The sequence below is a fragment of the Sorangium sp. So ce131 genome (assembly GCF_051519095.1).
Taxonomy (GTDB): Bacteria; Myxococcota_A; Polyangia; order Polyangiales; family Polyangiaceae; genus Sorangium.
Window position 1 is genome coordinate 7,521,437 of sequence record NZ_CP150455.1, and the last position, 26,810, is coordinate 7,548,246.

Here is a 26,810-nt window from a genome sequence, read left to right on the forward strand (position 1 = left end):
GCCCCCGCGCGCATGGGAACGCGCAGCTGAGGTCGCGGGGCCGCGGGCTCGAGCCGCGAGGGTTCACGCCGCGCGCCGCCTCGCGTAGCGTCGGCCGAGCGCATGCGACCCGACGACCTGCCAGACTGCATCCATATCGAGGCCTTGCGGGAAGCGCTGTGGCGCCCCGAGAGCCGCGCCGCCGCGCTCGTCGGCGCCGGCATGAGCCGCAACGCCGATAAACTGAGCCCGGCCGTGCCCGATTTCCCGTCGTGGACGGAGATCGCGTCCGGGCTCAGGAGCGCCGTCGACCCAGGGACCTCCGAGCTGGACCCCCTCCGGCTCGGCCAGATGGTCGAGGACACCTGCGGCCGCGGGCGCCTCGACGACCTGCTCCTCGATCTGATCCCCGACGGCAAATACGAGCCTGGCCCGCTCCATCAACGCCTGCTCCAGCTGCCGTGGGCGGACGTCTTCACGACCAACCACGACACCCTGCTCGAGCGGGCGCGCCGCCGCGCGCCAGAGCGCAAGTACGAGATCGTCGAGGCTCCGGCCGATCTCACCCGCGCCGAGCGGCCGCGGATCGTGAAGCTCCACGGGAGCCTCCCCGCGCGCCGGCGCTTCATCTTCACCGAGGAGGATTACCGGCGTTACCCGGCGGATTTCGCCCCGTTCGTGAGCCTCGTCCGGCAGTCGGCGACGGAGAACGTGCTTTGCCTCGTGGGCTTCTCGGGCTCCGATCCGGACTTTCTGCAATGGGCCGGCTGGCTCCGCGATCAGCTCGGCGCGACGGCGCCCAGGCTCTACCTCTGCGGCGTCCTCGACCTGACGACGCTCACGCGGAGTTACTACCGGCACCTTCAGGTCATTCCCGTGGACCTCGGCCCGCTCTTCCCGCCTCGCGACTGGCCCCTCCCCGGCGAGCGCCACCGCGCCGCGCTCGCGTGGCTGCTGGAGAGCCTGCACGCCGGCGAGCCGATCGACCTGAGGCGGTGGCCCAGGCTCGACCCGCCGGCGAGCGCGGTCGCGCTGGCCGCGCCCTCCCCGCCCCTCCTCGCTCCCCCGGCGGCGCCGGAGCCCCCGCCGCGCCTCGATCGGCCGCGCGGCGCGCTGGATCAGGCGACGCTCGCGGAGCTCCTGACGTGCTGGAAGGGCGAGCGCGCGGCGTATCCGGGCTGGGCGGTCTGCCCGGAGCCTGCGCGAATCGCGCTCTGGCAAGCCACCTCGCAATGGTTTCGTCTCTTCGACGGCGACGGCGGCGCGCGCCTCCTCGCGGAGCTCCCCCTCGCCGCGCGGGCCGAGGCGCTCCGCGAGATCGCCTGGCGGGCCGAGACGGCGCTCGTCCCGCTGCCGGGCGCGCTCCCGCCGCTCATCGAGCAGACCCTCGAGCGCATCAACCCGCTCCCGCGGCTCATCGATCTCCCCGGCGCGTCCCTCACGCCGAGCGCGGCCACGCCGTCGCTCCGGTGGGATGACCTCGCCGAGGTGTGGGTCGAGCTCGCCTTCTCCCTCGTGCGCCATGCCTGGCAGCTCCAGGACGCCGCGCTCCACGAGCGCTGGATGGAGCGCCTGCGGCGGGTCGCGGCGGTCCGCTCCACGTGGCGGGCGCGGTGGTGGTACGCGACGTGCTGGCACCACCTGATACGGCTCGAGGCCGACGAGGCGCTCCAGGCGTCGCGCGACTGGCCCGGAGATCCATCCCTTCCCCTCTGGGAGGCCAAGCGCGCCGCGGTGCTCGCCGAGCTCGGCCTGCTGGAAGAGGCGCGGGAGATCGCCGCCCGGGCGCTGGAGCGCGTGCGGCTCGGCCGCGATCGGGCCCGCGTCGATCACAGGAGCCTCTCCGAAGAAGGATGGCTCCTGCTCCTGCTTCAGGTGATCGCCGTCTATGCTCCCGATCTGAGCGATCCATACAGAATGAACGACAGGCGAGAGCGCCGGTTCCGCGAGCTCGCGCGCGACGACGGCAATCCCTGGGACGACCTCCACGCGCGGGAGCACGCGGTGCTCGAGGAGGACACCAGCATGCGGGTCCAGAGGGCGCGAGGCTTCGACCCGGGGGCCGCGCGCGGGGCGGCGAGCTGGTCGTCCGGGCGAGCGAGCGCGTGGGCGCTCCTCGACACGCTCCATCACGGGCCCGAGCTGATCTTCGCGCAACCGGCGCTCCGCGCGGCCCTGCGCCAGCTCTGGAGCACGTCGCCCCGCCTCGTCGTGGGCCTCCTCATCCGGGCTGGAGCCAACAGCGCCCTGGACGAGGGCGAAGCGCGCTCGGGGCTGCTCGATCGCGCGGCGATCGCGCGCCTTCCCGCGGCGGAGGTGGACGTGCTGTATGCGTGGCTGTCCTCGGCGCTCCCCGCCGCGCTGGCGCGCCGGGCCCAGGATCCCAGCCCCAGGGTCCACGACGACCACGGGGACCGGCGGCGCATCGAGGGCGCGGCCGAGGTGCTCTCCCGGCTCGCGTTCCGCCTCAGCGAGGCCGAGCTGACCGCGCTCTTCGAGCTCACCCGCACCCTGTCCACGTCGGCCGTGTTCCAGCGGGAGTTCATGCTGCACGCCCCGCTCGAGCGGCTGCTCCGCCGTGTCCTTCACGCGGCGACCGCCGAGCAGCTCGCCTCCTGGATGGGCGCCTTGCTGGCGTTCCCGATGCCCGAGGAGCCTGGCGTCAAGGTCAGCGAGCTCGCGTCGTGGGCGGAGCCGTTCTCGCTGCTTCGCTGGAGCGACCTCCCCCCGCTCACCCCTTCGGACGGCGCGCGGTGGACGCCGGTCGTGGGCCGCCTCCTGACCTGGGCGAGGGAGGGTTCACCGGAGCTGCGGCGGCGCTCCTCCCGGAGGCTCGCCGCGCTCGCGTTCGCCGGCGCGCTCACCCAGGACCAGCTCGAGAGCCTCGCGGGCGCCGTCTGGAGCCGGACCGACGCGCACGTCACGCCGGCGGACATCGGCGTCTCGCCGTCGGTCCTGCTCAGGCTCCCCGAGCGGCGACCGGGGGAAGCGCGCGGCATCGTCCTCGGCTGCTTGCGCGACGCCCGGCACATGGCGCCCTTCCTCCAGTCCCTGAAGGAGACCACCGCCCCGATCGCCGAGGTCCACGAGGGCGGCGTCGCGGCGCCGCGGATCGCGTGGACGGCGGAGGAGGCGCTCCTCCTGCTCGACAAGCTCATCGCCTTCTGGCAGGCCGAGAGCCCCTCGCCGCCGGAGCTCGGCCCCCTCCGTGGCTGGCGCGCGCGGGAGACGATCAGCGACGTGAGCGCCACGGTGGCGACGGCCCTCGTGCCCTACCTCGATCCCGCCGATCGCCGGGCGCGCGAGCAGGTGATGGCGCTCGCCGGGCCGCTGCGCCGGCACGAGACGGCCGCCGTGGTTCTCTTGCCGTCGCTCCTGCTGCTCGGGGTCGCCGAGCCCGACCACGTCGCCGTCGACCTGCACCGCGCGTTGCTCGGCGTCCGTGGCGAGGACGTGAGCGACGGAGTCTCTGCCCTGTTGATCTGGATCGATCTCGGCCAGGCAGGCCGGCTCGCGCCGCCCCCTGCGCACCTGCTCGACGTGCTGGTCGCCTGCGTCGAGACGGGGCGCCATCCGGGCCTGCCCCACACGCTTGCCGGCGTGACGGCGCTCCTGTCCCGGAAGCGGCCGCCCCTCGAGGCGCGCCACCTGGAGGCGCTCTCGCGCGCCCTGCGCTGCTTCATCGAGACGACGGACCTCGACCGGACGCCCGGCGACGGCGCCGCGGCGGATGATCTGCCGCTCGACGCGGTCGAGCGCATCGCGGTCGTCGAGCGCGCCTCGGCGCTCGCCGCCGCCCTGGCGACGGTCCACCACGCGGCGGGCGCGGCCGAGCCCACCGCGATCGCGGCGTGGCGCGAGCTCGCCGGCGTCCATGTCCTGCCCGAGGTGCGGCGGCCTTGGCGCGCTCGCGTGCGCGCCACGGCCGGCATGCCGAGCGGTCTCGCCCCTACCGTGCTGGTCCCTCTCGAGGGGCCGCCGGCGCCGGCGCGCTCCGCCTAGTTCCGCCTGTCACGAGTCCTGGCAGGGATCACCGCGAGAGGAAGAGAGATTTCAACGCAAAGGCGCAAAGGCGCAAACCAGAATTTTTGTGTATTTTGCGTCCTTTGCGTCCTTGCACCTTTGCGTTGAAACTTCTCGGGATCCCTGGCCAGACTTGTGACGCTCGGAACGAGGACCTCGTTGCCCACAGTCGGGCGCCGGAGGCTCGGCGAGCTGGCGCGCCTCGCGGGCTGGAGCCCATGTCGGGGAGACGCGCAAACCGACATACCGTCGCTTTTCCAGGAGAGTGAACGAACATCTTGCGGTTCCGGATCCAGGCACGTGGTCGGCACAGGCTCGCGGGCTCAACCGTGATCAAAAGCGCGCTGGCCGGGAATTCTGGGCTCTAACAAGGGATCGAGGGAGCTCGCAGGCGTCTCGCGGGTTCACATCTTCAGCTTGAGCAGAAGCCCGCGACTCAACCGGTCCCACCATGGAGAACCTTAATGCGTATCACTCGCTTGCTTGGCTACGTCTCCGCTCCGCTCGCTGGCTGCCTGATCGCCTGCACCGTCGGGTCCTATGATGAGGAGTACAGCGAATCTCTGGACTCCGAGCTGACCAGCGCGGACGGGTCGGTGTCGGCGGACATCATCCTCCGGTCGCAGTGGTCCAGTGGATACTGCGCTGACGTGTCGCTCACGGGCACGGCCACGAGCTGGACCGTGGTCGTCGGGCTCAACGGCTCGACGGTGAACAACTCGTGGAACGCGACCACCTCCTCGTCGGGCGGGCAGCTGACCGCCCGCAACCTGAGCTACAACGGCAGGCTGTCCACGACCGCAGCGACGACCTTCGGGTTCTGCGCGAACGGCAGCGGGAGGCCCACCATCGTCTCGGTCACCGGCAGCGGCGGCTCGAGCACCACGACGACCACGTCCTCTAGCAGCAGCTCTTCCTCCAGCAGCAGCTCGAGCGCGTCCTCGAGCTCCTCGTCGAGCAGCGGAACGGGCGGCGCGGGCGGCAGCGGCGGCGCCGGCGGCAGCGGCGGCGCCGGCGGCAGCGGCGGCGCCGGCGGCAGCGGCGGCGCGGGTGGCTCCGGCGGCGCAGGCGGCTCCGGCGGCAGCGGCGGCGCGGGCGGCAGCGGCGGCGCGGGCGGCAGCGGCGGCGGCACCACCGGCACCGGCCCCGTCGAAGACAGCGGCGCGAGCTGCCCCAGGCCGGCCTTGCCTGCCGCGTCGGCTCTCCCGGCGTTCGAGACGCATCAGGATCCGTTCCTGAACGTGAGCGGCTCACGGATCACGAGGAAGTCGGAGTGGGCTTGTCGACGCGCAGAGATCAAGGCGCAGGTCGAGGAGTACGAGTCCGGACCGAAGCCCGCGGTGAACAAAGACAATGTCACGGGGTCGTTCTCGGGGAACAGGCTGACGGTCGGCGTCAACGAGGCGGGGAGGAGCGTCTCCTTCTCCATCGACATCAGCCGGCCTTCCGGGGCGCCTGCGGGTGCCATCCCGCTCGTCATCGGCGTCGGCGGCAACAACCTGGACACCAGCGTATTCACGCGGAACGGCGTGGCGACGGCCAACTTCGACAACAACGGGATGGGCGCCCAGAGCGGGGGCGGCTCGCGCGGGACGGGCAAGTTCTACGACCTCTACGGCAGGAGCCACGCGGCGAGCTCGATGATCGCGTGGGCCTGGGGCATCAGCCGGGTCATCGACGCGCTGGAGAAGACCCCGGCGGCCAACATCGACACGCGGCGCATCGCCGTGACGGGCTGCTCGCGGAACGGCAAGGGGGCCCTCATGGCGGGTGCGTTCGACGAGCGCATCGCGCTGACGATCCCGCAGGAGTCGGGCGCCGGCGGCTCGGCGAGCTGGCGCGTCTCGCAGGCGCAGTCCGCCGCCGGGGAGAACGTGCAGACCCTGTCCAACGCGGCGAACGAGCAGCCGTGGTTCCGCTCGAACTTCGGCACGAACTTCGGCAGCCGGGTGAACAACCTGCCGTTCGATCATCACATGGTCATGGGCCTCGTCGCCCCGCGCGCGCTGCTCGTCATCGACAACCAGGTCGACTGGCTCGGCATCGACAGCACCTTCACGGCCGGGTCCATCGCCCACGCGATCTGGGAGGGGCTCGGCGTGCCCGACAAGATGGGCTACTGGCAGACCAGCTACCATACCCACTGCGCGTTCCCGTCCTCGCAGCGCGCGGTCCTCGAGGCGTACGTGAAGAAGTTCCTCGTCGGCGGCGGCACCGACAGCACCACCGTGCTCCGGGCCGACGGGGCGAGGGCCGACCTGGCCCGGTGGATGAGGTGGACGACGCCGCGCCTCGAGTAACGAGGACCCCGCGCGTCAGAACCCCCCCTCGATCGCGAGCCCGGGCATCGTGATGGGGCCGAAGGTCTCCGGGGTGCACCCGCGGTCGTCGCAGCTCACGTCGAACACCTCCTTGGTGAGCGTCGCGTTCTGCAGGTCGAAGACCAGGCCGAGGTAGCTCCGCGCGCCGAGGGCCCAGCGCTTCGACAGGCGCATGTCGAGCCGGTAGAACGGGCGGATGCGGTCCGGGTGCTCGCTCGCGGCGCGGCCGGGGGCGATCTCGTCGGCGGGGAAGCCGGTGTAGAAGACGTGGCGGATGCCGCCGCGCCAGCCCTTGCCGAGGTCGTAGAGCAGCGCGACGTGCGCGACGTGCGTCCGGTCGTAGGCGGACGGCAGCGTCGCCGCGCCGCGCGTGCGCGTGGAGCGCGACAGGGTGTACGACGCGAGGAAGAACAGGTTGCGGCGGAGCGCGCCGCGCGCGCCGAGCTCCAGGCCGTAGGTGTCGCCGAGGCTGCGCGTCAGGAAGCGCTCGGCGCTGAGGGTCGAGCCGCGGCCGGTGCCGATCGGATCGCTCAGGCCGAAGGTCACCTGGCGGAAGCCGGTGGCGCTCAGCTCGACCGGGCCGAGGCCCACCTCGACGCCGAAGCTCGACTGCAGGCTGCGCTGGAGCCCGCCGGGGATGCCGCCGATCTGGAGCGCCGGCAGCGGGGCGAGCCCGGGCAGCTGCGAGGCGACGCCGATCGCGGGGATGAGCCGCACCCGGTCGCCGACGCCGAAGCGGCCGACGATCCTCGGGTCCACCGCGAGCGCGCTCTGTCCGAGCGAGGTGTAGTGGTCCACGCGCACGCCGGGGGTGATGGTCGAGCGGTCGTCGAGCACGAGCAGCGCGTCGGCCCACGCGCCGAGGGCGAGGTCGAGCCGGCTGCGGAAGAGCTTGGGGAAGCTCTCGTCGAGCTGGGCCGTCCCCTCGGCGGGCTCGTCGTCCGGCGGCTGGAGGTGGGGGACGATGTGGTAGCGATCGACCGCGGCGTCGACGCCGGCGCGCAGGAGCGCGCGCCCCGCGAGGAGCGGCCGGGCGAGGCTCACGCGCGCGTTGAGCTTCCAGGCCTGCGCGAGCTCCACGCCGACCTGGCGCGACTGGTCGAGCCCGAGCGTGAGCGCGGCCCGGAGCCGGGCGCCGGCGGCGTCCTCGCGGTCGTAGCGCAGGTCGACGCGGTGGAAGTCGCTGTCCAGGAGGACGGTGGTCGGGTCCTCGGCGTCGCCCTCGTCGATGCTGGCGAGGTAGTCGTACGCGCCGAACGCGAAGACGGTGAAGCGCTCCTCCGGGCTGAGCCGGAACGTCTGCCGGTGCTGGTAGTCGGCGTAGCCGACGTCGACGCTCGGCGCGAGCGCGGAGACGAGCGCCGCGCCGGCGGCGTAGTGGCCGCCGAAGAGGACGTGCCGGTCCTTGTCGATCGGCCCCTCGATGACGCCGCCGAGGTCGACGAACCGGAGGCTCCCCTCGCCGCGCCACGAGTCGGGCGGCGGCCCGCTCTCGGCCTCGATCGCGGCGCCGGCGAGCCGCCCGATGTCGGCCGGGTACGGGCCGAGGTGCATCTCGAGGCGCTGGACGATGGAGGCCGGGATGACCCCGGGCCCGGCGCCCACGTGGAACAGGAGCGGCACCTGGATGCCGTTGAAGAAGTAACCGACGTTCCCCGGCGGCGCGCCGCGGATGTAGTAGTAGGGCAGCCCGCTCGCGATGGAGGTCACGCCCGGCTGGACCTCGATGGCGCGGAAGGGGTCGCCGAGGGCGCCTGGCAGCTCCCGGATGTCGCGCCGCGAGAGCGAGACGGAGCCCGGCGGGGCCCGGTCCCCCTCGACGGTCACCTCGATGCCGGCGGGCGCGGCGGCCGCCTCGGGCGGCGCTGCCGGCATGGCAGCCGCCTCGGGCGGCGCTGCCGGCATGGCAGCCGCCTCGGGCGGCGCGGCGGCCGTCTCGGGCGGCGCCGCCGGCGCGGCGGCCGTCTCGGGGGGCGGCGCAGCCTGCGCAGCGGCGGGCACGTCGGCGGGCGGCGCTGCCGCCGCCCCGGCGGGCGGCTGGCCAGCGGGGGCTGCAGGCTGCGCGCGTGTTGCGTCAGCGTGGAGGCTGGCGGCTGCGAGGAGCGTGATGGTGAAGAGTGCGCTGGGAGATCTCACGCGGATGCCGCGGATGCGCCGCCGGGGGACCGGGGTGGCCAGCGCTCGGGCGCTCCCGGGTTAGCAAAGCCAGCCGCGCGGCGAAAGCCCGGTGGGTAGTACGGCTTGGATGGCAAGGACGAACTGCCGCGCCGACGTCGCGGGGACCGAGCGGACCCAGCCCGTCCCCGCAGGGCGAAGGCGAGCCTTGGCGGTCCTGGCTGCGCGGGCGCCACAGCTCACGGTGTCACCTTCGACGTGCGCATGTCATCACCTTATACCATCACAAACACACGAGCTCGCCATCCGGACATGGGTGGATCCTGCCTTATCCAGGACCGCTCTCGGACACGGGCGGCGCTCATCCTGCCCCAGCCCACCCTCATCACTCAGCATCAGATAGTATCCCACCTTCGTGAGGGACAGGCCCGCTCGCAATAAGCAACAGTCTTGACAAAGGTCCTGACTCGGAACAAGAAGTCCCCTGCCCGAGTTGCCTGCCGCATACAGAATAAACTTATCCGCTCTGCGCGCATCTCGAAGTTCATCAGCAGCGGCAACGGCCAGCACGGCGGCCACGCGGGAGCCTTAAGCGCCCGGCGCGCGCCGCGACCGACGCGAGCGCGGCGTCGAGCAGCGCGGGCTCGCAATTCACTTGCTTAACAGGACCAGGAGAACAAGATGAGATTTCGGACCAAGGGGGCCTTGCTCGCGGCGGCGACGGGCATCCTCGCCGTGTCGTGCGTCATCGACCCCGAGGAGGCGTACGACGCCGAGGCCGAGGAGGGAGCCTCGCTCGACGGCGCCATCACGGTCGATACGAGCGCGGTGTATACGCTCGTCGGCACCCAGAGCAACAAGTGCGTGGAGATCCGGGACGGGAGCACGGCCAGCTCGGCGGCGGCGCAGATCGCCACCTGCAACGGCACGACGCGACAGCAGTTCCGCGCGGAGGCCGCGGACAGCGGGTACTACCGCCTCAAGAACGTGAGCAGCGGCCTCTGCCTCGGGGTCAACGGCGCGTCGACCGCGGACGGCGCCACCATCGTCCAGTCCACCTGCGGCACCGGCGGGAGCCAGCAATTCTCGTTCACCGACATCTCCACCGGCGTCCAGCGGGTCAGCATCCGGAGCAGCGGCAAGGCGCTCGACGTCATGGGGCGGGCGACGACGGACGGCACCGGCCTTCAGCAATGGAGCTGGGCGAACGGCGAAAACCAGAAGTTCTCGCTCAGGCCCGTGGAGAGCAGCTCTAGTAGCTCCAGCAGCAGCTCCAGCAGCTCCAGCAGCAGCTCCAGCAGCTCCAGCAGCTCCAGCAGCAGTTCCAGCAGCTCCAGCAGCTCCAGCAGCAGCTCGGGCACCGGTGGAGCGGGCGGCGCGGGCGGCTCGGGCGGCGCCGGAGGGACCGGCGGCGCGGGCGGCTCCGGTGGAGCCGGCGGCGCGGGCGGTGCTGGCGGCGCGGGCGGCTCGGGTGGAGCCGGCGGCTCGGGCGGTGGGGGAAGCACGAGCGGCGCGCAGTACTACGTCGCGACGAACGGGAGCGACAGCAATCCCGGCACGGAGGCGCGGCCGTTCAAGACCGTGGGCAAAGGGGTGAGCGCCGCCAACGCGGGGGATACGGTCTACATCCGCGGCGGCACCTACACCGGCTGGTCCAACGGGATCCACCCCACGAAGTCCGGCACGGCGACCGCCTGGATCACGTTCCGCAACTATCCGGGCGAGCTCCCGATCCTCGACGGCAACGGCAGCGACGGCTCGGGGTTCGAGCCGGTCAACACGGCGGTCCGGTACATCCGGGTGATGGGCATCGCCGCGCGCAACTACACGTCGAGCGGCTTCTCGAACGGCTGGAACAGCCCTTCCAGCAACATCGAGCTCAAGTACACGATCGCGGAGAACAACGGCATCAACGGCATCGCCTTCTACAAGGCCACCGGCGTGCGCATCGAGAACAGCATCGTCGCGCACAACGGCAACAAGCTCCCGTCCTGGTCGAGCGGGGTCAACCTGTTCCAGGTCGGCGGGACGGCCCTCGACAACGTGGTGCGGGGCAACGTGTCGTTCGAGAACATCGACATCTCCAGCAACCGGTCGGACGGCAGCGGGTTCATCCTGGACGAGAACAGCACGGGCGCCACGTTCGAGAACAACATCGGCTTCCGCAACGGCGGGTCGTGCATTCGTCTGACGAGGAGCCCGAACGCCGTGATCGCGAACAACACCTGCTTCGGCAACGGCATCGACCCGAACGTCCAATATCATCACGAGATCTTCTTCTCGGACGCGGGCTCGCGCGCCGGCGCCGTGGTGCGCAACAACGTCGCGGTCGCGTCGAGCGGCAACCAGGCCCTCTTCGGCGCGACGGGCGTCACGCAGTCGAACAACCTGCTCCTGAACGGCGGGGCCGCGGCGCCGTTCTTCACGAGCACGTCGGGCGTGCTCGACTTCCACTTGACCAGTGGCGCGACGCAGCTCATCGACGCGGGCACGAGCACGTCGGCCCCCACGGACGACATCGGGTTCGATCCGAGGTGCCTGAAGCAGCAACCGGGGCAGCCGGTCACGTGGTGGCAGTACGCGCCCGATTACACGTACATCGCCAGCGTGGGCGGCGTCGAGGGCTGCTTCCGCCCGGTCGCGCGGCCCCAGGGCGCGGCGCCTGACATCGGCGCCTACGAGCGCCCGAGCGGCGGGTGATGCCCGGAGGGTCGCAGGACAGGTCGACGTCCCGGTTCCGGACGCCCCCCGGCCTCTCCGGCAGGTGATCGACCCCTGGAAAGAACCCGATCGGCCTGCGCAAACACCACGCCGACCCGTTCCCGGAAGCCCGGGGGCATCCCGGGCAGGTCGACGACCCGTTCCCGAAGCCCCGGGGCATCCCGCGCGGGTCGCCGCCCCGTCGAGCGCCCCCCGGAGCCTCCCCCTTTGAGCCCGCCAGCAGCCGCCCGCGGCCCCGTGGTAGCCTCGGCCGGATGTCGCACGGCCCGCCGTCGCCCGCCTCGCCCGACGAGACCCGCGCGCTCGTGTCCCGCTCCAGGGAGCTCGTGTTCCGGCGCTTCCGGCTCAAGGTCCTCGAGGGCCCGGAGCGCGGCCTCACGCGGGTCTCGGACGAGCCCGAGCTCGTCATCGGCACCGCGCCGGGCACGCACCTCACGCTCTCCGACCCGACCGTCTCGCGCCACCACTGCTCCATCACCGCCACGGCCGACGGATTCCTGCTCCGGGACCTCGACAGCAAGAACGGCACGACCATGGCCGGGTACCGCGTCCGCTCGGCCTACCTCAAGGCGGGCACCACCCTCGGGGTCGGCGAGACCACGCTGCGCTTCGACCACCTCGACGAGGAGGTCCGCCAGCCGCTCAGCGACGAGGAGCGCTACGGCCGCGCCCTCGGGCAGAGCGCCGCCATGCGCCGCCTGTTCGCCCTCTTGCCCAGGATCGCGGGGAGCGCCTCCACCGTGCTGATCGAGGGCGAGACCGGCACCGGCAAGGGCCTCGTCGCCGAGGCCATCCACCAGAGCAGCCCGCGCGCGGGCGGGCCCTTCGTCGTGGTCGACTGCTCCGCCATCCCGCCGAACCTCATCGAGGCCGAGCTCTTCGGGCACGTGAAGGGCGCGTTCACCGGCGCGGTGGCGTCGCGCCCGGGCGCCTTCGAGGCGGCGCGCGGCGGCACCGTCTTCCTCGACGAGATCGGCGAGCTGCCGCTCGACATGCAGCCCAAGCTGCTCCGCGCGCTCGAGGAGCGCGTCGTCAAGCGCGTCGGCAGCCTCGATCCGGTGCCGCTCGACATGCGCGTCGTCGCGGCGACCCACCGCGACCTCCGGAAGGAGGTCAACCGCGGCCGCTTCCGGGCCGATCTGTTCTACCGCCTCAACGTGGTGCGGATCCGCATCCCGCCGCTGCGCGAGCGGCTCGAGGACATCCCGCTGCTCGTCGCCCATTTCTACGAGCAGCTCGTCACGGACGGCGATCCGAGCCCGCCCGCGGAGCTCATCGAGGCGCTCTCGCAGCAGGACTGGCCCGGCAACGTGCGCGAGCTGCGGGCCGCCGTCGAGCGCGCCGTGCTCCTCGGCGACGCGGCGCCGTGGCGCGACGGCGGCGACGAGGACGACGAGCGCGCGCCGGACAGCGCCGCGCCGTCCGCGCCCGAGGGCGCGTTCGACCCGGCGCTCTCGTTCCGCGCCGCCAAGGAGAAGGCGACGGCGCGCTGGGAGCGCGCGTACCTCCGGGGGCTGCTCCGCGCCCACGGCGGCAACCTCTCGGCGGCCGCGCGTGCGGCGCGCATGGACCGGAGCCACCTGCACGAGCTGCTCCGCCGCCACGATCTGTCGGCGCGCGACGAGTAGGCACGCGCCTACACCTTGTGGGCGCGCGCCTACAGGGACAGGAACACGCCGCGCGCAAAGCGCCGCCGTGAGGACGGCAGCGCCGGCGATCTGCGAGGCCCGCCGCCCGGTACGGGCGCTGCCCGCCCGGCACGGGCGCTGCAATGCGGAGCCGCGACACCATGAAAACACAAGACATTCCCCATTACCTCCTCGTGGCACTCCTCGGATCGAGCCCCGCTGCGCTCGGCTGCGTCGCGGCGGCGGACGACACGCCCGCCGCGCTCGGCGAATCGGCGCAGGCCGTGCTCAGCGGCGACGAGCCGCCGGCGCCGGCGCCGGCGCCCATCCCCCAGATGCCTCATGTCATCTCGTTGAACGGCCTCGACGGCCGTTTCATGCAGGACCCCCGCGTCCTCCGCCTCCTCGGCGACCTCAAGGCCGCCCCCCTCTCCAGCGCGTCCGAATTGATCTTCACCAAGGTGACCGGCGTGGAGAACGAGCAGCTCCGCGACGCGATGGCGTACACAATATCTTGCGCCCTGAGCCACGGCCAGAAACTCATTGTAGGGAATCAGCAACGGACAGCCCTCTATCAGTTCAACGGTCTCCACGGCCTCGCCCCGTCCTGGGGCGACCAGCGCGGGCTCACCCAGGAAGAGCAGCGCTGGGTAAGCGCGTGCCTGCTCGCGCACGCCAACAAGCTCGGCGAGCCGGTCCGCATCTCGCTGCGCGCGCCGCGCCTGACCATCACCCCCTCTGAGGCGACGGCCTACACCGCGCAAGAAGCCGCGTACTTCGGCGACCTCTTCGCCCCGGATCCGAAGAGATTCGCGTGTATCGGCGCGACGAGCAGCGCGGTGGCGAGGAAAGGAGGGCGGACTTGCCATGAATCCGCGCAGGAGTGCCAGCTCCAGGTCCTCGGGCCCTGCGCCGAGCATTGCTCCAGAGACGGGGACATCTTCGGGCAGTGCGGGGACGGCGGCGCGACATACCCGGAGGTCATCACGGTGTACAACGAATCGAGCCACGATGTCGCCCCGACCAGGCCTGGGGCGACCGGGGTCGGGGTCTTCCGTGCGCTGAGCACCTGGGTGCTCGATCGCAACCGCAACGGGTGGGACGGCGACGCCGCGATCAGCTTCTCCGTCACCGGCGACACGCCGGTCGTGGGCGACTGGACCGGCGGCGGTCGCTCGAAGCCCGGCGTGTTTCGCGACGCCGACGGGATGTGGTTCCTCGACGTCGACGGCAATGGGTGGTCGCCCGGCGTCGATCGGCAACTCCAGTTCGGGCTGCCCGGCGACGTGCCCGTGGTCGGCGACTGGACCGGCACGGGACAGACGCGCGTCGGCGTCTTCCGGGACGGCGTATGGTTCTTCGATCTCAACGGCAACGGGTACGACCCGTCCGATCGCGTCATCCACTTCGGCGATCCGGGGGACACGCCGGTCGTGGGGAGCTGGGACGGCAGCGGGCAGACGCGCGCCGGCGTCGTCTGGGTGCTGTCCGACGGCATGATGTACTGGCTCCTCGACATGAACGGCAACGGGATGGACAGCGCCGACCGAGTGCTCCAGTTCGGCCTGCGCGGCGACGTGCCCCTCGTGGGCGACTGGACCGGCACGGGGCGGACGCGCGTCGGCGTCTTCCGGAACGGGGAGTTCCACCTCGATCTCAACGGCAATGGATATGACGGCGAGCTGCCCATCCGGCTCGGCCAGGCAGGGGATAAGCCCGTGGTGGGACGCTGGAGCGGGACCGCCCGGAGCCTCGTCGGCGTGTGGCGGCCGTCGAACGGGATGTGGTTCCTCGACATGAACGGCAACGGCTGGGACGGCGCCGACCGCGCGCTCCAGTTCGGGCTGCCCGACGACATCCCCGTCACCGGCGCGTGGTGATCGCAGGGCGGGCGCGCGCCGAGCCGCGCCACGGCTGGGACGGCGCCGCGTCGCTCCCGAGCCCGTCGAGCAGCGCCGGCGCCGCGGAGAGGCCGGCCGGCCGGCCCTCCGGGGGCCACCGTAGGCGCGCGCCTACAGCTGTGGGCGCGCGCCAACAGGGCGGCGGCGCGCCGCGCGCCCTGCCCGGCGATCCGCGAGGCCTGCCGCCCAGCGCGGGCGCTGCGGGCACCACGCTGCCGGCACGGGCTGCCGGCACGGGCTGCCGGCACGGGCGCTGCAACAGCGCGTCGCGGCACCAATGACGAAACAAGGAACTCCCCTGTACCTCCTCCTGGCACTCCTCGGATCGAGCCCCGCTGCGCTCGGCTGCGCCGCCGCGACGGACGACCCCTACCCCGCGCTCGGCGAATCGGCGCAGGCCGTGATCAGCGACGGCGAGCCCCCGCTCCCCGCGCCCTCCGGCAACCACCCCGACGTCATCTCGCTGAACGGCTTCTCCGGCACGTTCGCGCAAGGCCCTGTGTTCCTTCGCCTTCTCCACGGCGTCAAGGCGCGCAGCCTCTCCGCCGCGTCCGGCTCACTCGCCGCGAACGTGAGCAGCAGCGGCGCGAACAGAGGGTCGCTCCTGCAGGCAATGGCCTACCTGACGTACTGCGCTCTGAGGAACGACCAGACGCTCGTGATCCCGAACCAGCTCAACGGCGGGAGCTACGCTTTCAAGGGGGGTCACGGCCTCGCCCCCGCCTGGTATGCCGACCGCGCGCTCTCCGGCGACGAGCAGCGCTGGGTGAGCGCGTGCCTGCTCGCGCACATGAACAGCCAGGGCAAGCAGGTCGCGATCTCGCTGCGCGGGCCGCGTTTCCCGGCCGCCCCCGAGGAAGAGAGGGCCTACGGCGAGCAGGAAGCGGCGTACTTCGGCGACCTCTTCCTCGACGCCCCGGAGCGGTTCGCGTGCAGGGGCACCTCGACCAGCGTCCTGTTCGAGGGACAAGGGCGCACCTGTCACCTCGACGAGGAGGCGTGTGGGCTCACGCTCCTCGGATCCTGCAAGGACCGTTGCCGCGAGGATCGGGACACCTACGGCGACTGCCGCGGGACCGCGCCGAGCTCGGGGCCGTACGGGGAGGTCGTCACGGTGAACACCGCCTCTCCCCCCAAGTCCTCGCCGGATAACGTGCCCACCGGAGAGGTCGACCCGATCGGCGGCGCCCCCGCCGGGGAAACGGCGCCTATCGGCGTCGCCGATCCGGATCCACGGCTCGACTGAGCCCGGGCGCGACGCGCGCGGCGAGCGCCTCGCGCGGGCGGCGGCGGCGGCGGTAGCGCCCAGCGGCTCACCCGTCGAACCCCAGCGCGGCGAAGCGCCGGGCGAACGAGAAACCCTCCGGGAGCAGCGGCCGGGCCTCGGCGAAGGCCGCGCGCGCGTCGGCCTCCCGGCCGGCGCGCCGCGCGGCGCGCGAGAGGAAGTAGAGCGCCTCGATCCGCTCGATCGGGAGCAGGCCGCGCGAGCGCGCCAGCGTCTCCTCCCAGCTCGCGCCGCCGGGCGCGCCGATCGCGAGGCCCACCGCGTCGAGCAGGGCCTGCGCGTTCGGCGCCGACGGGCCGGGCGGACAGCTCGCGCGGATCCACGCGACCTGCGCCGCGGCCTCGGCGTCCTCGCCGCGCGCGGCGTGCAGCCGGGCGAGCATCAGCGAGAGCTCGATCACCGGGCGCTCCATGAAGCGCTCCTCGAGCGCGCGGCCGCGCCGGGCGAGCTCCACCGCCTCGTCGTCGCTCCCGTTCCAGAAGAGCTGCTCGGCGAGGTTGCCCGTCGCCGCGCGCTCGGGCCACGGGTTGCCCACCTCGCGGGCCAGCTCGACCGCGCGCCGGAGGTCGTCCACCGCGCGCTCGACCGACTTCTTCACGGTCCAGACGAAGAACCGGTTGCAGTACGCCACGCAGAGGTGGACGTTGTCCTTCGCCGAGGCCGCGAGCGCGATCACCTCGTCGAAGCGGGCCTCGGCCTCCTCGATCCGGCCCTCCACCACGAGCGCGCAGGCGAGCAGGAGGAGCGCCACGACGCGCGCCTCGTAGTCCCCGTCCGCCTCGGCCAGCGCCGCGCCGCGGCTCAGCTTGTCGACCGCCTCCGGGATGCGCGCGCCCCGCCACGCGCAGCGCCCCTCGGCCACGACGAGGCGGCGCGAGAGCCGGCGGTCGCCGAGCCGCGCGACGATCGGTCGCGCCTCGTCGACGCGCTCCGCCGAGCCGGCGAAGTCGTTGTCCCAGTCGAGCGCCGCGGCCTGCTCGAGCAGCGCCTCGCAGAGGAGCACGTCGGCGCCCGCCGCGCGCGCGGCGGAGGCCGCCGCCGCGAGGTCCTCGAGCGCCTCCCGGGCGCGCGAGATCCGGTAGCGGGCTGCCCCCCGCAGCGTGAGCGCGCGCGCCCTCGCCACCCCGCCGGCGCCGCCGGGCGCCTCGCCAGGAGCCTCGCCGAGCACCTCGATCGCGCGCGTCGCGTGGGCGTCGGCGGCCACGTGCTCGTGCGCCGCGAGCGCGCCCTCGGCGAGCCGGATCGACGCGGCCGCGGCCTCCTCGCGCGCGCCCGCGGCCGCGGCGTGCTGGGCGAGGCGCTCGAGCGCGTCCGGGCCCGGATCCGGCGCGCGCCGCCACACCTCGAGCGCCGCCTGGTGGACCCGATCCCGGTGCGACGGGTCGAGCATCCCGTACAGCGCGTCGCGGAGCGCGGCGCTCCGGAAGGCGAACCCGTCGGGCGCGCGCTGCTCGAGCAGGCCGTGGTCGCGCAGCGCGCGCAGGCCGGCGCGCGCGTCGACGGGCGTGGTCGCGCCGCCGCCGCGCTCGAGCGCGCGCTGGACGCCCTCGAGCTCCGCGGCGCTGAACGTGACGCCGAGGACCGCGCACAGCCGGGCGCAGGCCGCGATCTCGCGCGGCAGCAGATCGAGCTGGCGGGTGGCGAGCCATTGCCACGCGGGCGAGGGCGGGAGGTGATCGAGCGCCGCGGTGGCGAGGTAGAAGCTGCCCGTCCGCGCGCGCCGGCGCACCATGCCGGCCTCCTTGAGCGCGGCGGCGAGCTCCACGAGCGCCGCGGGGTTGCCGCCGGCCCAGCCGTGGAGCCGCTCGAGCGCGGCCGCGGGCGGGTACTCGGCGGGCGCGAGCAGCGCGGCCGAGAGGCGGGCGCCGGCGGCCGCGTCGAGCGGGGCCAGGGTGAGCGCGTCGTGCCGGGCGGCGCGCGCGCCGAAGCCCCGGCGCGCGGCGGCGAGCCGGGGCTCCGCGGCGACGAGCACCCAGAGGGCCCCGCGCTCGCCGTCGAGCGTCGCGACCTCGAGCGCGTCGAGGAGGCCGTCGGGCGCCCAGTGCGCGTCGTCGAGGACGACCGCGACCGGCGAGCGGCGCGCGCGGGCGCGCAGCGCGGCGGCGAGCGCGCGCGGGCCGGGCTCGTCGCCCGGCGGCGCGCCGGCGAGCGCCTGGCGCAGGAGATCGTGCAGCGGCCGCGCCGGGTCGCCGGCGACGGGCGGCTCCGCGGCGGCGGCGATCACCGCCGCGTCGGGCCGGAGGTGCCGGACCCGCGCGGCGGCCTCGGCCGTGAGGCGCGACTTGCCGAGGCCGCGCTCGCCGAGGAGCGTGAACAGCCCCGGCGCGCCGCGCGCGAAGCAGGCGCTCGCGCTCGCGGCGAGCGCGTCGAGCGCGTCGTCGCGGCCCACGAGCGGCGGTCCGGCGCGCGCGCGCAGCGGATCCACCTCCGCGCCGGCGCCCGCGGGGGCGCGCGCCGCCGGGAGCGCGCGGGCGGCCGCGTCGGTGAGCGCGACGGCGGGGCCCGGGCCGTCGGGGATCCAGGTCTCGGGCTGCTCCACCGCCGCGCCGTAGACGGCGGGCGGGCCGTCGCCGCGCGGACGGCTGCGAAGCGCGGCGAGGTGGACCGCGGCGCGCGCGCCCCCGCCGCGGGTGAGGTCCTCGGCGGCGGCGAGCGCGGCCGCGAGCGGCGCCTCGACGTCGGCGCCCGAGAAGACCGCGACGAAGCGCCGGCCGCGGCGCCGCGCCACGAAGCCCGCGCGCCGCGCGACCGCGGCGCTCACCTGCGCCGCGTCGGCCGCGGTCTCGACGGCGACGAGCGCCATCAGCCGGCGGCCCTCCGCGATGAGCGGCGCGGGCGGCGCGGGTCCCGCAGCCGGCTCGGGGGCCTCGGCGGCTCCGGACGACCCGACGGCCCCGAGCGCGGCGGGCGGCGTGGGGCCGCGCGCGGCCGCGAGCGCGCGCCCGAGCGCCTCGGCGCTGGCCGGGCGCTCGGCGGGGTCCTTCGCCAGGCAGGCGAGGACGAGCGCCTGCACCGCCTCGGGGGCGCCCGCCTCGGCCGGCAAGCGCGGCGGGCGCAGGTGGAGGTGACCGTGCTCGATCGCGCTGCGGTCGCCGACGAACGGCGGCCGCAGCGCGAGGAGCTCGTGGAGGATCACGCCGAAGGCGTAGAGGTCCGTCCGCGCGTCGCCCGCGGCCTCGCCGCGGATCTGCTCGGGGGCCATGTACTCGGGCGTGCCCACCGCCACGCCCGAGCGGGTCCGCTCGGGGCCGGCCCACGCTGCGCCGTCGCCCGGCGCGTCCGTGCCGTCGCCCGGCGCGCACGCCCGGCCGAAGTCGAGCAGCGTGGCGCGCACGGCAGGGCCGGTCGTGTCGATCGCCACGTTGTCGGGCGAGAGATCGCGGTGCACGACGCCGCGGGCGTGCACGGCGCCGAGCGCCGCGAGCACCGCCCCGGCGACGGCGAGCGCCCCCTCGAGATCGGCCGCCTCGCGCGCGTCGGCCGCCTCGCGCACGTCGGCCGCCGCGCCCGCGCCCGCGCGCGCGGCGCGGGCCTCGATCCACGCCGCGAGCGTCGGCGCGCGCACCCGCTCCATCGCGAGGTACGGGCGGCCGTCCTCGAGCTGACCGCTCGCGAGGAGCGCGGGCGCCGGCGGCGCGCCCGCGCGCGACATCGCCGCCGCCTCCCGCGCGAAGCGCGCCCGCGCGAGCGCCGTGCCGGCGCGCGCCACCTTGATGACGGCGGCGGCGCCGTCGTCGCGGCGCGTGGCCGCCCAGACCACGGCGGACCCGCCACGGCCGAGCTCGCCGCTCACGGCGAACCCCTCGACGCGCGGCGGGACGCCGCCGCCCGCCGCCGAGGCCGCGGGCGGCGTGAAGCCGTCGCGAGGGCACGGGCGCGCGGCGGGGATCCGGATGTGGCAGCGTGGGCAGCGAGGCAAACGACCTCTCGATCGGTGACGGCGGCGACGGCGACAGGAATGCGCGCGCCGAGGAGGGAGCACGGGCGCGGCGCGCCCGGAGGCCCGCGAGCGCGGCCGGGGCGCGGCCCGCATGCTACGATCTGCCTCTTGTGAAGCGGGACGCCACCGAGCCTGCGCCGATGGTCACGGTCGTGGCGCGGGGGCGCTCCTCCGGCGGCGAGCGGCGCGCGCTCTCGTCCGGGGATCGGGTCGGCGACTACGTCGTCGCGTCGCTGCTCGGGCACGGCGGCTCCGGCGCGGTGTACCGCGTGGTCGCCGCGGCGGGGGGCGGCCCCGCGCGCGCGCTCAAGGTGCTCCACGCCGACCTCGCCTCGAGCCGCGAGGCGGCCCTCCGCTTCGAGCGCGAGGTGCGGGCGATCGCGCGCATCCGGCACCCGAACGTCGTCGCCGTCCACGACGTCGGCGAGCTCGCCGACGGGAGCCCCTACTTCGCGATGGAGCTGCTCGACGGCGTCGACCTCCGGGCGCACCTCGCGGCCGAGGGGCGCCTGTCGGTGGACGAGACGCTCTCGATCCTCGATCCGCTCGCGGACGCGCTCTCGGCGGCGCACGCGCAGGCGATCGTGCACCGCGACATCAAGCCCTCGAACGTCTTCCTCGCGGACGCCGGCGGGGGGGCGCGGCGCGTGGTGCTCCTCGATTTCGGCGTGGCCAAGCTGCTCGACGAGTCGGGGCCGGCGATCACCGGCTCGCGGCAGACCGTCGGGACGCCGACGTTCATGGCGCCCGAGCAGATCCGCGGCCTGCCGACGGACCAGCGCACCGACGTCTACGCGCTCGGCGCGCTCCTCCACGTCCTGCTCACCGGCGAGACGCCCTTCCCGGCGACGTCGGCGCTGCTGCCGCAGCTGCACCTCCACGCCCGCCCGCCGCGCCCGAGCGCGCGCGCCCCGGTCGACCCCGCGATCGACGAGGTGGTGCTGCGGGCGCTCAGCAAGGACCCGGGGCGGCGCCAGCAGAGCGCCGCGGCGCTGCTCGCCGAGCTCCGGAGCGCCGCGGGCCGCGCGGCCCTCCCGGCCGGCGCCGAGCGGCCGGCGGTCGCCCTCCACGTCGAGGCGCGCGCCGACGGGGCGGCGCTGGACGACGCGGAGCCGGGCCTGCTCGACGATCTGGAGACGATCCAGCCCGCCGCCCTCGCGCGCCTCGCGGAGCGCGGCTTCCGCGCCGCGGTCGAGGCCGGCCACGCGGCGCTCTACGTCCTCGATCCGGGCGCGCTCCCCGGCGGCGAGCGCGCCGCGCGGCGGTCGGCGGTCGAGGCGGCGCGCGCGCTGCTCGGCGCGCTCGCGTCGCGGCCGGCGCGCGACCCGCGCGTGCACGTCGCGCTCTGCCTGCACGCGGCCCCGGCGCGCTTCGCCGGGGGCGCGCCGGCGGGAGGCCCGCTGCTCGACGTCGCGGCGTGGCTCCCGGAGGGCCTGCCGGCCGGCCTCTTCGCGACGCCCGCGCTGCTCGAGGGGCTCGGGATCGAGGCGGCCCCGGCCGGCGCCGTGGCGCGGCTCGGCTGAGCCCCCTCCCCGCCGTCGCCGCGCGCCGGTGACGGGGACTTCGCCGTTCTCCTGCAGACGCCGTTATCCTGCCGCGTCGCTGTCCCTATCACGCAGAGCTCACCACTCAGCCGATCATGCCGCGCCGCGACCTCGGCCTGGCATCTGCCCTCCTCCACGGCGCCCTCGCGTGCTCCAATCGCACCTCCGCGTGAGCGCGACGTCCGGCAGCGGGACGCGCGCGGCGTGATAAAGCTGAGCGATGGGCCGAACCTTCTCCGAGCTCGACGACGAGCTCGCCGCCTTCATCACCGAGCAGCACGTCTTCTTCGTCGCCTCGGCGCCCTCGGGCAGCGGTGGGCACGTCAATGTCTCGCCGAAGGGAAACGACACCTTCCGCGTCCTCGACCCGCGGACGGTGGCTTACCTCGACCTGACCGGCAGCGGCGTGGAGACGATCGCGCACCTGCGCGACAACGGCCGCATCACGCTGATGTTCTGCGCCTTCGCCGGCCCGCCCCGCATCGTCCGCCTCCAGGGCCGCGGCGAGCCCATCTTCCCCGAGGACCCGCGCTTCGAGGCGCTGGCCGGCCTCTTCCCGCGGCTCCCCGGCGTCCGGTCGGTGATCCAGGTCGCGCTCGATCGCATCGCGACGTCGTGTGGTTATGCGGTGCCGCTCATGACGTTCGAGCGCGAGCGAGACACGCTGTCGAAATGGGCTGTTCGGAAGGGTCCGGAGGGCCTCGTGCGCTACCGGCAGGAGAAGAACGCGACGAGCATCGACGGCCTGCCGGGCCTGCCCGCGGCGTCGGCTTCGGACCAGGGCGCCTCGTCCGGCGCGGCGTCGTCGAGCGGAACACTTCCCTCGCGGGAGCGCTGACACGTTGCGAGGCAGGAGCGCGACGGCGCCTTGACGCCCTCGGATCGTCTTGCTCTCCTGCGGCCCTGCGCCTCCCGATTGCGCTCGCGCTGCTGTGCACGGCTTGCTCGTCGGTCCGTACGGCCGATCTGGGATATGCGCACTCTCTCACGACGGGCCGTCACCAGGCAGCGGCGCGCGTCAGAGAGCTCACGGGAGACGAGCACCTGCTCGACGGTCCCGAGCTCCGCGCCCGGGTCGGTCCCGACGCGCAGCAGGTCGCGTTCGGCCTCGGGCTAATGTACATCCCGGTCCGCCTCGGTGCGCCTCTCCTCCCGCACCTCGGCGCGAGCCTCGCCCTCGTCGAGCTCGGGCACGTCGACAGCACGCTCGCGATCGGCTTCGGCGCCCCCTCCGTCGAGCTCGGCGTGACCTCGTTGTTCGACGGCGACGCGTCGCTCTCCCGTTGCCGGGAGCTCATCATCTGGCCCGCAGTGCACGCGCACAGCCGGCCCAGGTACCAGCTCAAGCAGGAGAGCTTGGGGCTCACCCTGACGACCGGCGCCGAGTACGACGTGCGCGCCACCCCCCAGCCGAACGAGCTCCTCTGGACACTCACCCTCGGCATCGCCAAGGTGACCCGCCTCGGCCCCTGCGAAGAGCGAGCGCCGTGTCCCGGTCCCCTGGGCTGTGGAGCAACGGCGGCTCCTCCGTGGGGCGACTAAAGCACCGAACAGGCCAAAAGGTTCCTGAATTTGGTGAGTTGCAAAGCCCGACCGCTCTGCCGGGAGTTCCGCTGATTTCTTCGGGACTCCAGCGCGATCGGCGCTCTGCGCTCGCCCTCCGCGCATCAGCGCGTCGACACGTCCATGAGGCGGGCCGCACACCGGCCGTCCTGGCAAAGACAGCCGCCGCCGCAATCCATCGTCCCTGCCCGGCACTCTTCCGTGCAGACCCTCCCAGGCTCGCAGGCGGGCGCGCTGGCCTTCGCCACACAGGCGGCGGGATGGCATCCGCAGACGGGCACGCAGTCCGCGTCGCTCTGGCACGGATCGCTGCCCACGACGATGTTTTCGGGCGTCGGCGGCGTCGTCGGCGTCGGCGGCGTGGTCGGCTCCTGCTCGGGAGGCGGGCTCGATCCGGGCGGCGAGGAAGCTCCGCACGCAGCGCCGCAGAGCGCGGCGGCCAGGAGGATTCCCATCGAACGATCAGAGAGGTGTCTCATGCGCGTGCTCTCCCATGAACCACGGCCAGAATCCAGGGAGACACGGCATCCGGCGGATCGCGGAACGTGGTCCGCGTGTCGCCGGACAGGCGCACGATCGGAGCCGGCGCGCGCGTGACCAGCACAGGAGGATGAGTCTCCCGGGCAGCCATCGCCGGTGAGCGCTCGCCGCGCGCCGGCTACCTCGCCTTCGCCCTCCGCGGCCTCCGCACGCGCGCCGCGCCGCACGCCGCCGCGTGCCGGCGGAGCGCCTCGTCGAGGGCGTCGTCGTCGAGCGGCACGCCCCGCTCCCGGAAGATCTTGTCGACCCGCAGCACGTCGCCCTCCACGCGCGCGTCGATGCGGCCGACGAGGCGCCCCCGGTGGAGCAGCGGGCAGACGTACCAGCCCCACCGGCGCTCGGCCTCGGGCTTGTAGACCTCCCACACGTACTCGAACCCGAAGACGTGCTTCACCAGACCCCGGTCCCACAGCAGCGGGTCGAGCGGGCCGAGGATGCGCAGGCGGTCGTCGACCGGCGGGAACACCCGGCCGCGGAAGCCCCGCGGGGCCAGGAAACGCCGCGAGGAGCCGGCGATCTCCACCTCCTCCAGGATCCCCTCGCGCACGAGCTCGTCCGGGAGCGCGGAGGTGCGCACGCCGGAGAGCGCCGACCAGTGCGCCCCGCCCGCCCGCGACAGGAGCCCCGCCGCCTCCACCCGGTCGAGCAGCGCCCACCGCGCGAAATCCTCGGGCGCACCGGCCTCGTGGTCGAGCTGCGGCAGCGCGCGGCGCGGCACGTCGTAGCGCTTCTCGTCCCGCCCGCCGCGCCCGCCGCTGCCGCGCGGCGCGCGCCCGCAGACCACGACCTGGCACCGCGTCCAGAGCACCTCCAGCGCCATCGCGGTCGCGCGCCCCGTCCCCTTCCAGCCGCTCCAGTCGAGCGGCTGCACCGCCCCGTGATCCGTGAGCTCCCGGGCGCTCACCGGCCCGCGCGCCTCGACCTCGGCCAGCACCTCGTCGATCACGCGCTCGGGCAGCCTGCGCAGCCGCTCGGCGACCCGCCACCACGGCGTCTCGGCGGCGCGCTCGCGGTAGTACGGGAACGCCTCGGCCGGCAGCAGGCAGCGCTCCTTCGCGAAGTGCTCGAACGCGTGCCCGGGGAACAGGTGGCGGTAGACGTCGCCGCGCGCGATGCCGTCGACCCGCGCGAGCGCCACCAGATCGGCGTTCGTGCCGATCACGTCGAGCGGGTCGAGCTGGATGCAGCGCAGCCGCCGGATCAGCGCGCGGATCCCCTCCCCACCCGCAGGCAGCTCGCCCGTGGCCAGCCCGAGCTGGCCGACGAGGTACACCCGCGCCTCGTCGGGCGAGATCATGACGGCGGGGGGCGGCTTGGGCACAGGGCGTTCGAGCTCCGCCGCGGACGCACCGGCGCCGGGCGGCGGCGTGGGGCCCGCAGTATACCCCAGCCCGCAGGCGCGAACGCGCCCGCGCCGTTCCCTCGGGTCGACCCCTGCCCGACACCTGCGCCGCCGGCCGCTGCGAGCCCCCCCGGCGCTGCGGTCCACCCGACGCTGCGGTCCACCCGACGCTGCGACCCACCCCGGCGCTGCGACCCACCCCGGCGCTGCGGTCCACCCGACGCTGCGACCCACCCCGGCGCTGCGGCCGCCGCGGCGGCCTCCCTCGCCGCCGTGGCCCGCCTCCAGGGCCGGCTCCGCCCCAAACACACACGCGCTGGACCCCGCGTTGCGTACACGGACTGTCCGCCCCCGGAGAATCGGAGTCTCACCCATCACACACCGAAATCGAAAAAGAGCTGAGAATTTTTTACAACCGGTCGTAATGCATCCATTCATGGCGCCTGAGCCGACGATTGGGCTTTCCTGCCCTCAACGACGCAAGTATGTAGTTGGCGTTGGCGCGTGCGGTCGCCGCTCCTCCGCGGTCGCAACGGCGCCGCGCGCTCCGCCCGGATCGCCTCCTCGATATCGTCGTGCAATGAGCGCGCGACGCGGCGCCGGGGGCGGCGCCCTGCCTGGGAGCGCGGATCGAAGCAACTCCAGAGGAAGGGTCGTGATCATGAAGAAGCATCATGCCGTGCTCGCGTCCGCGCTCGCGGTCGCCGTCCTCGGGAGCTTCGCGGGCTGCTGGAGCAACGGCGCACTCGAGGTGTTTTCGTGCGAGGATCCCTGCTACGGCCTGGAGCCGTTCGAGTGCGACGACCCGTGCGCGCCCTGCCTGGGCAGGTGCATGGCCCTCCAGCCCCTCGGCTTCGACGATCCCATCCTCCTCTGGACCGGCGACACGCGCGGCGGCGCGCCTGCGCCGCAGTGCCCGACGGAGGCGCCGAACCTCGTGTTCGATGGGTACGGCGACTTCAGCCAGGCGCTCGTCGACTACCGCTGTCCAGCCTGCCGCTGCACCGAGGCCTCCTGCGAGCTGCCGCAGGCCCTCGCGGGGAGCTCCTCGACCACGTGCGACGGGCAGGACCGCGTGGTGTTCGCCGCCCCCGGGGAGTGGGACGGCGCGTGCGCGGCGCCGGCCGCGGGGGGGCCGGAAGAGCTCGGCTCGCTCCTCATCGAGGCGCCGACGGTGCGCGCCTGCGAGCCGGTGGCCCTCGCCCCGGAGGCGCCGGTCGAGCAGCCTGCGCCCTGGGCCCTGCAGGCGCGCGGCTGCGCCGGCTGGGCGGGAAAACACACGTGCAGGGATCCCAGGAAGCTGTGCGTCGCGTCCCCGGATCCGCAGCCGCCGGACTTCACGATGTGCATCCGCTACCTGCGCAACGACACGCCGTCCTGCCCGCGGGCGTACCCCGAGCCGCGCACGTTCTACCGGGACTTCGAGGACAGGCGCGACTGCTCGCCGTGCGCGTGCAAGCCGACCGAGGGGAGCGCGTGCACCGCGCTGGTGTCCGCCTACGGCGACCGCGCCTGCGGAGAGCTCCTCGGCTCGGAGACGGTGACGCTGGCCGGGCCGAAATGCGTCGCGGGGCCGGACCTGCGGCTCGGGAGCATGTCGGCCGAGTGGCTCAGGGACGATCCCGGCGCGTGCGCCCCGAAGGGCGGCGAGCCCACGGGCGAGGTGAAGCAGCTGCAAGCCGCCCACTTCTGCTGCGAACCCTCCGAGCCCATCGCCGTCCCCTGACGGGCTCGGCGGCGCGCAGGCCGCCGCCCGTCCGACGCGCGCTCGCGCAGCCGCCCGCGCCCGACGCCCCGGAGCCGCCTGGGACAGGGCCCGAGTGGCCCCGTGACGTCCGACCCTCCGAGCTTGCGAACGTGATGTTCCATCCACCCTGCCCTGTTCTCTTCGCGGACAGAGGGCGCGGT

The 26,810-nt window shown here is 74.2% G+C and carries 14 protein-coding genes; 10 read left to right on the top strand and 4 right to left on the bottom strand.

Annotated features, from left to right (window positions below):
- Window positions 1-102: 102 nt before the first annotated feature.
- Window positions 103-3,981 (top strand): SIR2 family protein, encoded by a 3,879-nt coding sequence (locus tag WMF43_RS27380; protein WP_437668914.1) that lies wholly within the window; start codon window positions 103-105, stop codon window positions 3,979-3,981.
- A gap of 485 nt (window positions 3,982-4,466) precedes the next feature.
- Window positions 4,467-6,302, top strand: a complete 1,836-nt coding sequence (locus WMF43_RS27385; RefSeq protein ID WP_437668915.1) for a glucuronyl esterase domain-containing protein — start codon at window positions 4,467-4,469, stop codon at window positions 6,300-6,302.
- A gap of 15 nt (window positions 6,303-6,317) precedes the next feature.
- On the opposite strand, the gene WMF43_RS27390 is transcribed toward WMF43_RS27385, so the two are convergent.
- Window positions 6,318-8,324, bottom strand: coding sequence for a TonB-dependent receptor plug domain-containing protein (locus WMF43_RS27390; RefSeq protein ID WP_437668916.1), 2,007 nt, complete (start codon window positions 8,322-8,324; stop codon window positions 6,318-6,320).
- Between the two features lie 795 nt (window positions 8,325-9,119).
- Here WMF43_RS27390 and WMF43_RS27395 point away from each other — a divergent pair.
- The 4 genes from WMF43_RS27395 to WMF43_RS27410 all read left to right on the top strand — a co-directional run bounded on the left by WMF43_RS27395 (window position 9,120) and on the right by WMF43_RS27410 (window position 15,934).
- Window positions 9,120-11,138 carry an RICIN domain-containing protein gene (locus WMF43_RS27395; protein ID WP_437668917.1) on the top strand — a complete coding sequence of 673 codons (2,019 nt, stop codon included), beginning with the start codon at window positions 9,120-9,122 and terminating at the stop codon, window positions 11,136-11,138.
- A gap of 275 nt (window positions 11,139-11,413) precedes the next feature.
- A complete protein-coding gene (locus tag WMF43_RS27400; RefSeq protein ID WP_437668918.1) occupies window positions 11,414-12,787 on the top strand; it encodes a sigma 54-interacting transcriptional regulator in 1,374 nt (457 codons plus the stop codon).
- A gap of 161 nt (window positions 12,788-12,948) precedes the next feature.
- Window positions 12,949-14,667 (top strand): hypothetical protein, encoded by a 1,719-nt coding sequence (locus WMF43_RS27405; protein ID WP_437668919.1) that lies wholly within the window; start codon window positions 12,949-12,951, stop codon window positions 14,665-14,667.
- 298 nt (window positions 14,668-14,965) lie between these two features.
- The gene (locus WMF43_RS27410; RefSeq protein WP_437668920.1) at window positions 14,966-15,934 is read left to right on the top strand and encodes a hypothetical protein; all 969 of its coding nucleotides are present in this window, start codon (window positions 14,966-14,968) and stop codon (window positions 15,932-15,934) included.
- A 67-nt stretch (window positions 15,935-16,001) separates the two neighbouring features.
- Here the strand turns inward: WMF43_RS27410 and WMF43_RS27415 are convergent, their stop codons facing one another.
- Window positions 16,002-19,892 (bottom strand): protein kinase domain-containing protein, encoded by a 3,891-nt coding sequence (locus tag WMF43_RS27415; RefSeq protein ID WP_437668921.1) that lies wholly within the window; start codon window positions 19,890-19,892, stop codon window positions 16,002-16,004.
- A 131-nt stretch (window positions 19,893-20,023) separates the two neighbouring features.
- On the opposite strand from WMF43_RS27415, the gene WMF43_RS27420 reads away from it, so the two are divergent.
- From WMF43_RS27420 to WMF43_RS27430, 3 genes are all read left to right on the top strand, one after another.
- Complete coding sequence (locus WMF43_RS27420) at window positions 20,024-21,436, top strand: serine/threonine-protein kinase (protein WP_437668922.1); 1,413 nt, start codon at window positions 20,024-20,026, stop codon at window positions 21,434-21,436.
- 241 nt (window positions 21,437-21,677) lie between these two features.
- The gene (locus WMF43_RS27425) at window positions 21,678-22,295 is read left to right on the top strand and encodes a pyridoxamine 5'-phosphate oxidase family protein (protein ID WP_437668923.1); all 618 of its coding nucleotides are present in this window, start codon (window positions 21,678-21,680) and stop codon (window positions 22,293-22,295) included.
- Window positions 22,296-22,573: 278 nt separating this feature from the next.
- Complete coding sequence (locus tag WMF43_RS27430; RefSeq protein WP_437668924.1) at window positions 22,574-22,999, top strand: hypothetical protein; 426 nt, start codon at window positions 22,574-22,576, stop codon at window positions 22,997-22,999.
- Window positions 23,000-23,124: 125 nt separating this feature from the next.
- On the opposite strand, the gene WMF43_RS27435 is transcribed toward WMF43_RS27430, so the two are convergent.
- Window positions 23,125-23,475, bottom strand: coding sequence for a hypothetical protein (locus WMF43_RS27435; RefSeq protein WP_437668925.1), 351 nt, complete (start codon window positions 23,473-23,475; stop codon window positions 23,125-23,127).
- 203 nt (window positions 23,476-23,678) lie between these two features.
- Entirely contained in the window at window positions 23,679-24,881 is a 1,203-nt protein-coding gene (locus WMF43_RS27440) for a DNA glycosylase AlkZ-like family protein (RefSeq protein WP_437668926.1), read from the bottom strand.
- Window positions 24,882-25,563: 682 nt separating this feature from the next.
- On the opposite strand from WMF43_RS27440, the gene WMF43_RS27445 reads away from it, so the two are divergent.
- On the top strand, window positions 25,564-26,628 hold the full coding sequence (locus tag WMF43_RS27445; RefSeq protein ID WP_437668927.1) for a hypothetical protein: 1,065 nt from the start codon (window positions 25,564-25,566) through the stop codon (window positions 26,626-26,628).
- The last annotated feature ends 182 nt before the right edge of the window (window positions 26,629-26,810 follow it).

Coding starts and splice junctions, on each gene's coding strand:
- WMF43_RS27425 (WP_437668923.1), top strand. CDS start 21,678: ATGGGCCGAACCTTCTCCGAGCTCGACGACGAGCTCGCCGCCTTCATC.
- WMF43_RS27405 (WP_437668919.1), top strand. CDS start 12,949: ATGAAAACACAAGACATTCCCCATTACCTCCTCGTGGCACTCCTCGGA.
- WMF43_RS27380 (WP_437668914.1), top strand. CDS start 103: ATGCGACCCGACGACCTGCCAGACTGCATCCATATCGAGGCCTTGCGG.
- WMF43_RS27395 (WP_437668917.1), top strand. CDS start 9,120: ATGAGATTTCGGACCAAGGGGGCCTTGCTCGCGGCGGCGACGGGCATC.
- WMF43_RS27445 (WP_437668927.1), top strand. CDS start 25,564: ATGAAGAAGCATCATGCCGTGCTCGCGTCCGCGCTCGCGGTCGCCGTC.
- WMF43_RS27400 (WP_437668918.1), top strand. CDS start 11,414: ATGTCGCACGGCCCGCCGTCGCCCGCCTCGCCCGACGAGACCCGCGCG.
- WMF43_RS27435 (WP_437668925.1), bottom strand. CDS start 23,475: ATGGGAATCCTCCTGGCCGCCGCGCTCTGCGGCGCTGCGTGCGGAGCT.
- WMF43_RS27430 (WP_437668924.1), top strand. CDS start 22,574: ATGTACATCCCGGTCCGCCTCGGTGCGCCTCTCCTCCCGCACCTCGGC.
- WMF43_RS27410 (WP_437668920.1), top strand. CDS start 14,966: ATGACGAAACAAGGAACTCCCCTGTACCTCCTCCTGGCACTCCTCGGA.
- WMF43_RS27385 (WP_437668915.1), top strand. CDS start 4,467: ATGCGTATCACTCGCTTGCTTGGCTACGTCTCCGCTCCGCTCGCTGGC.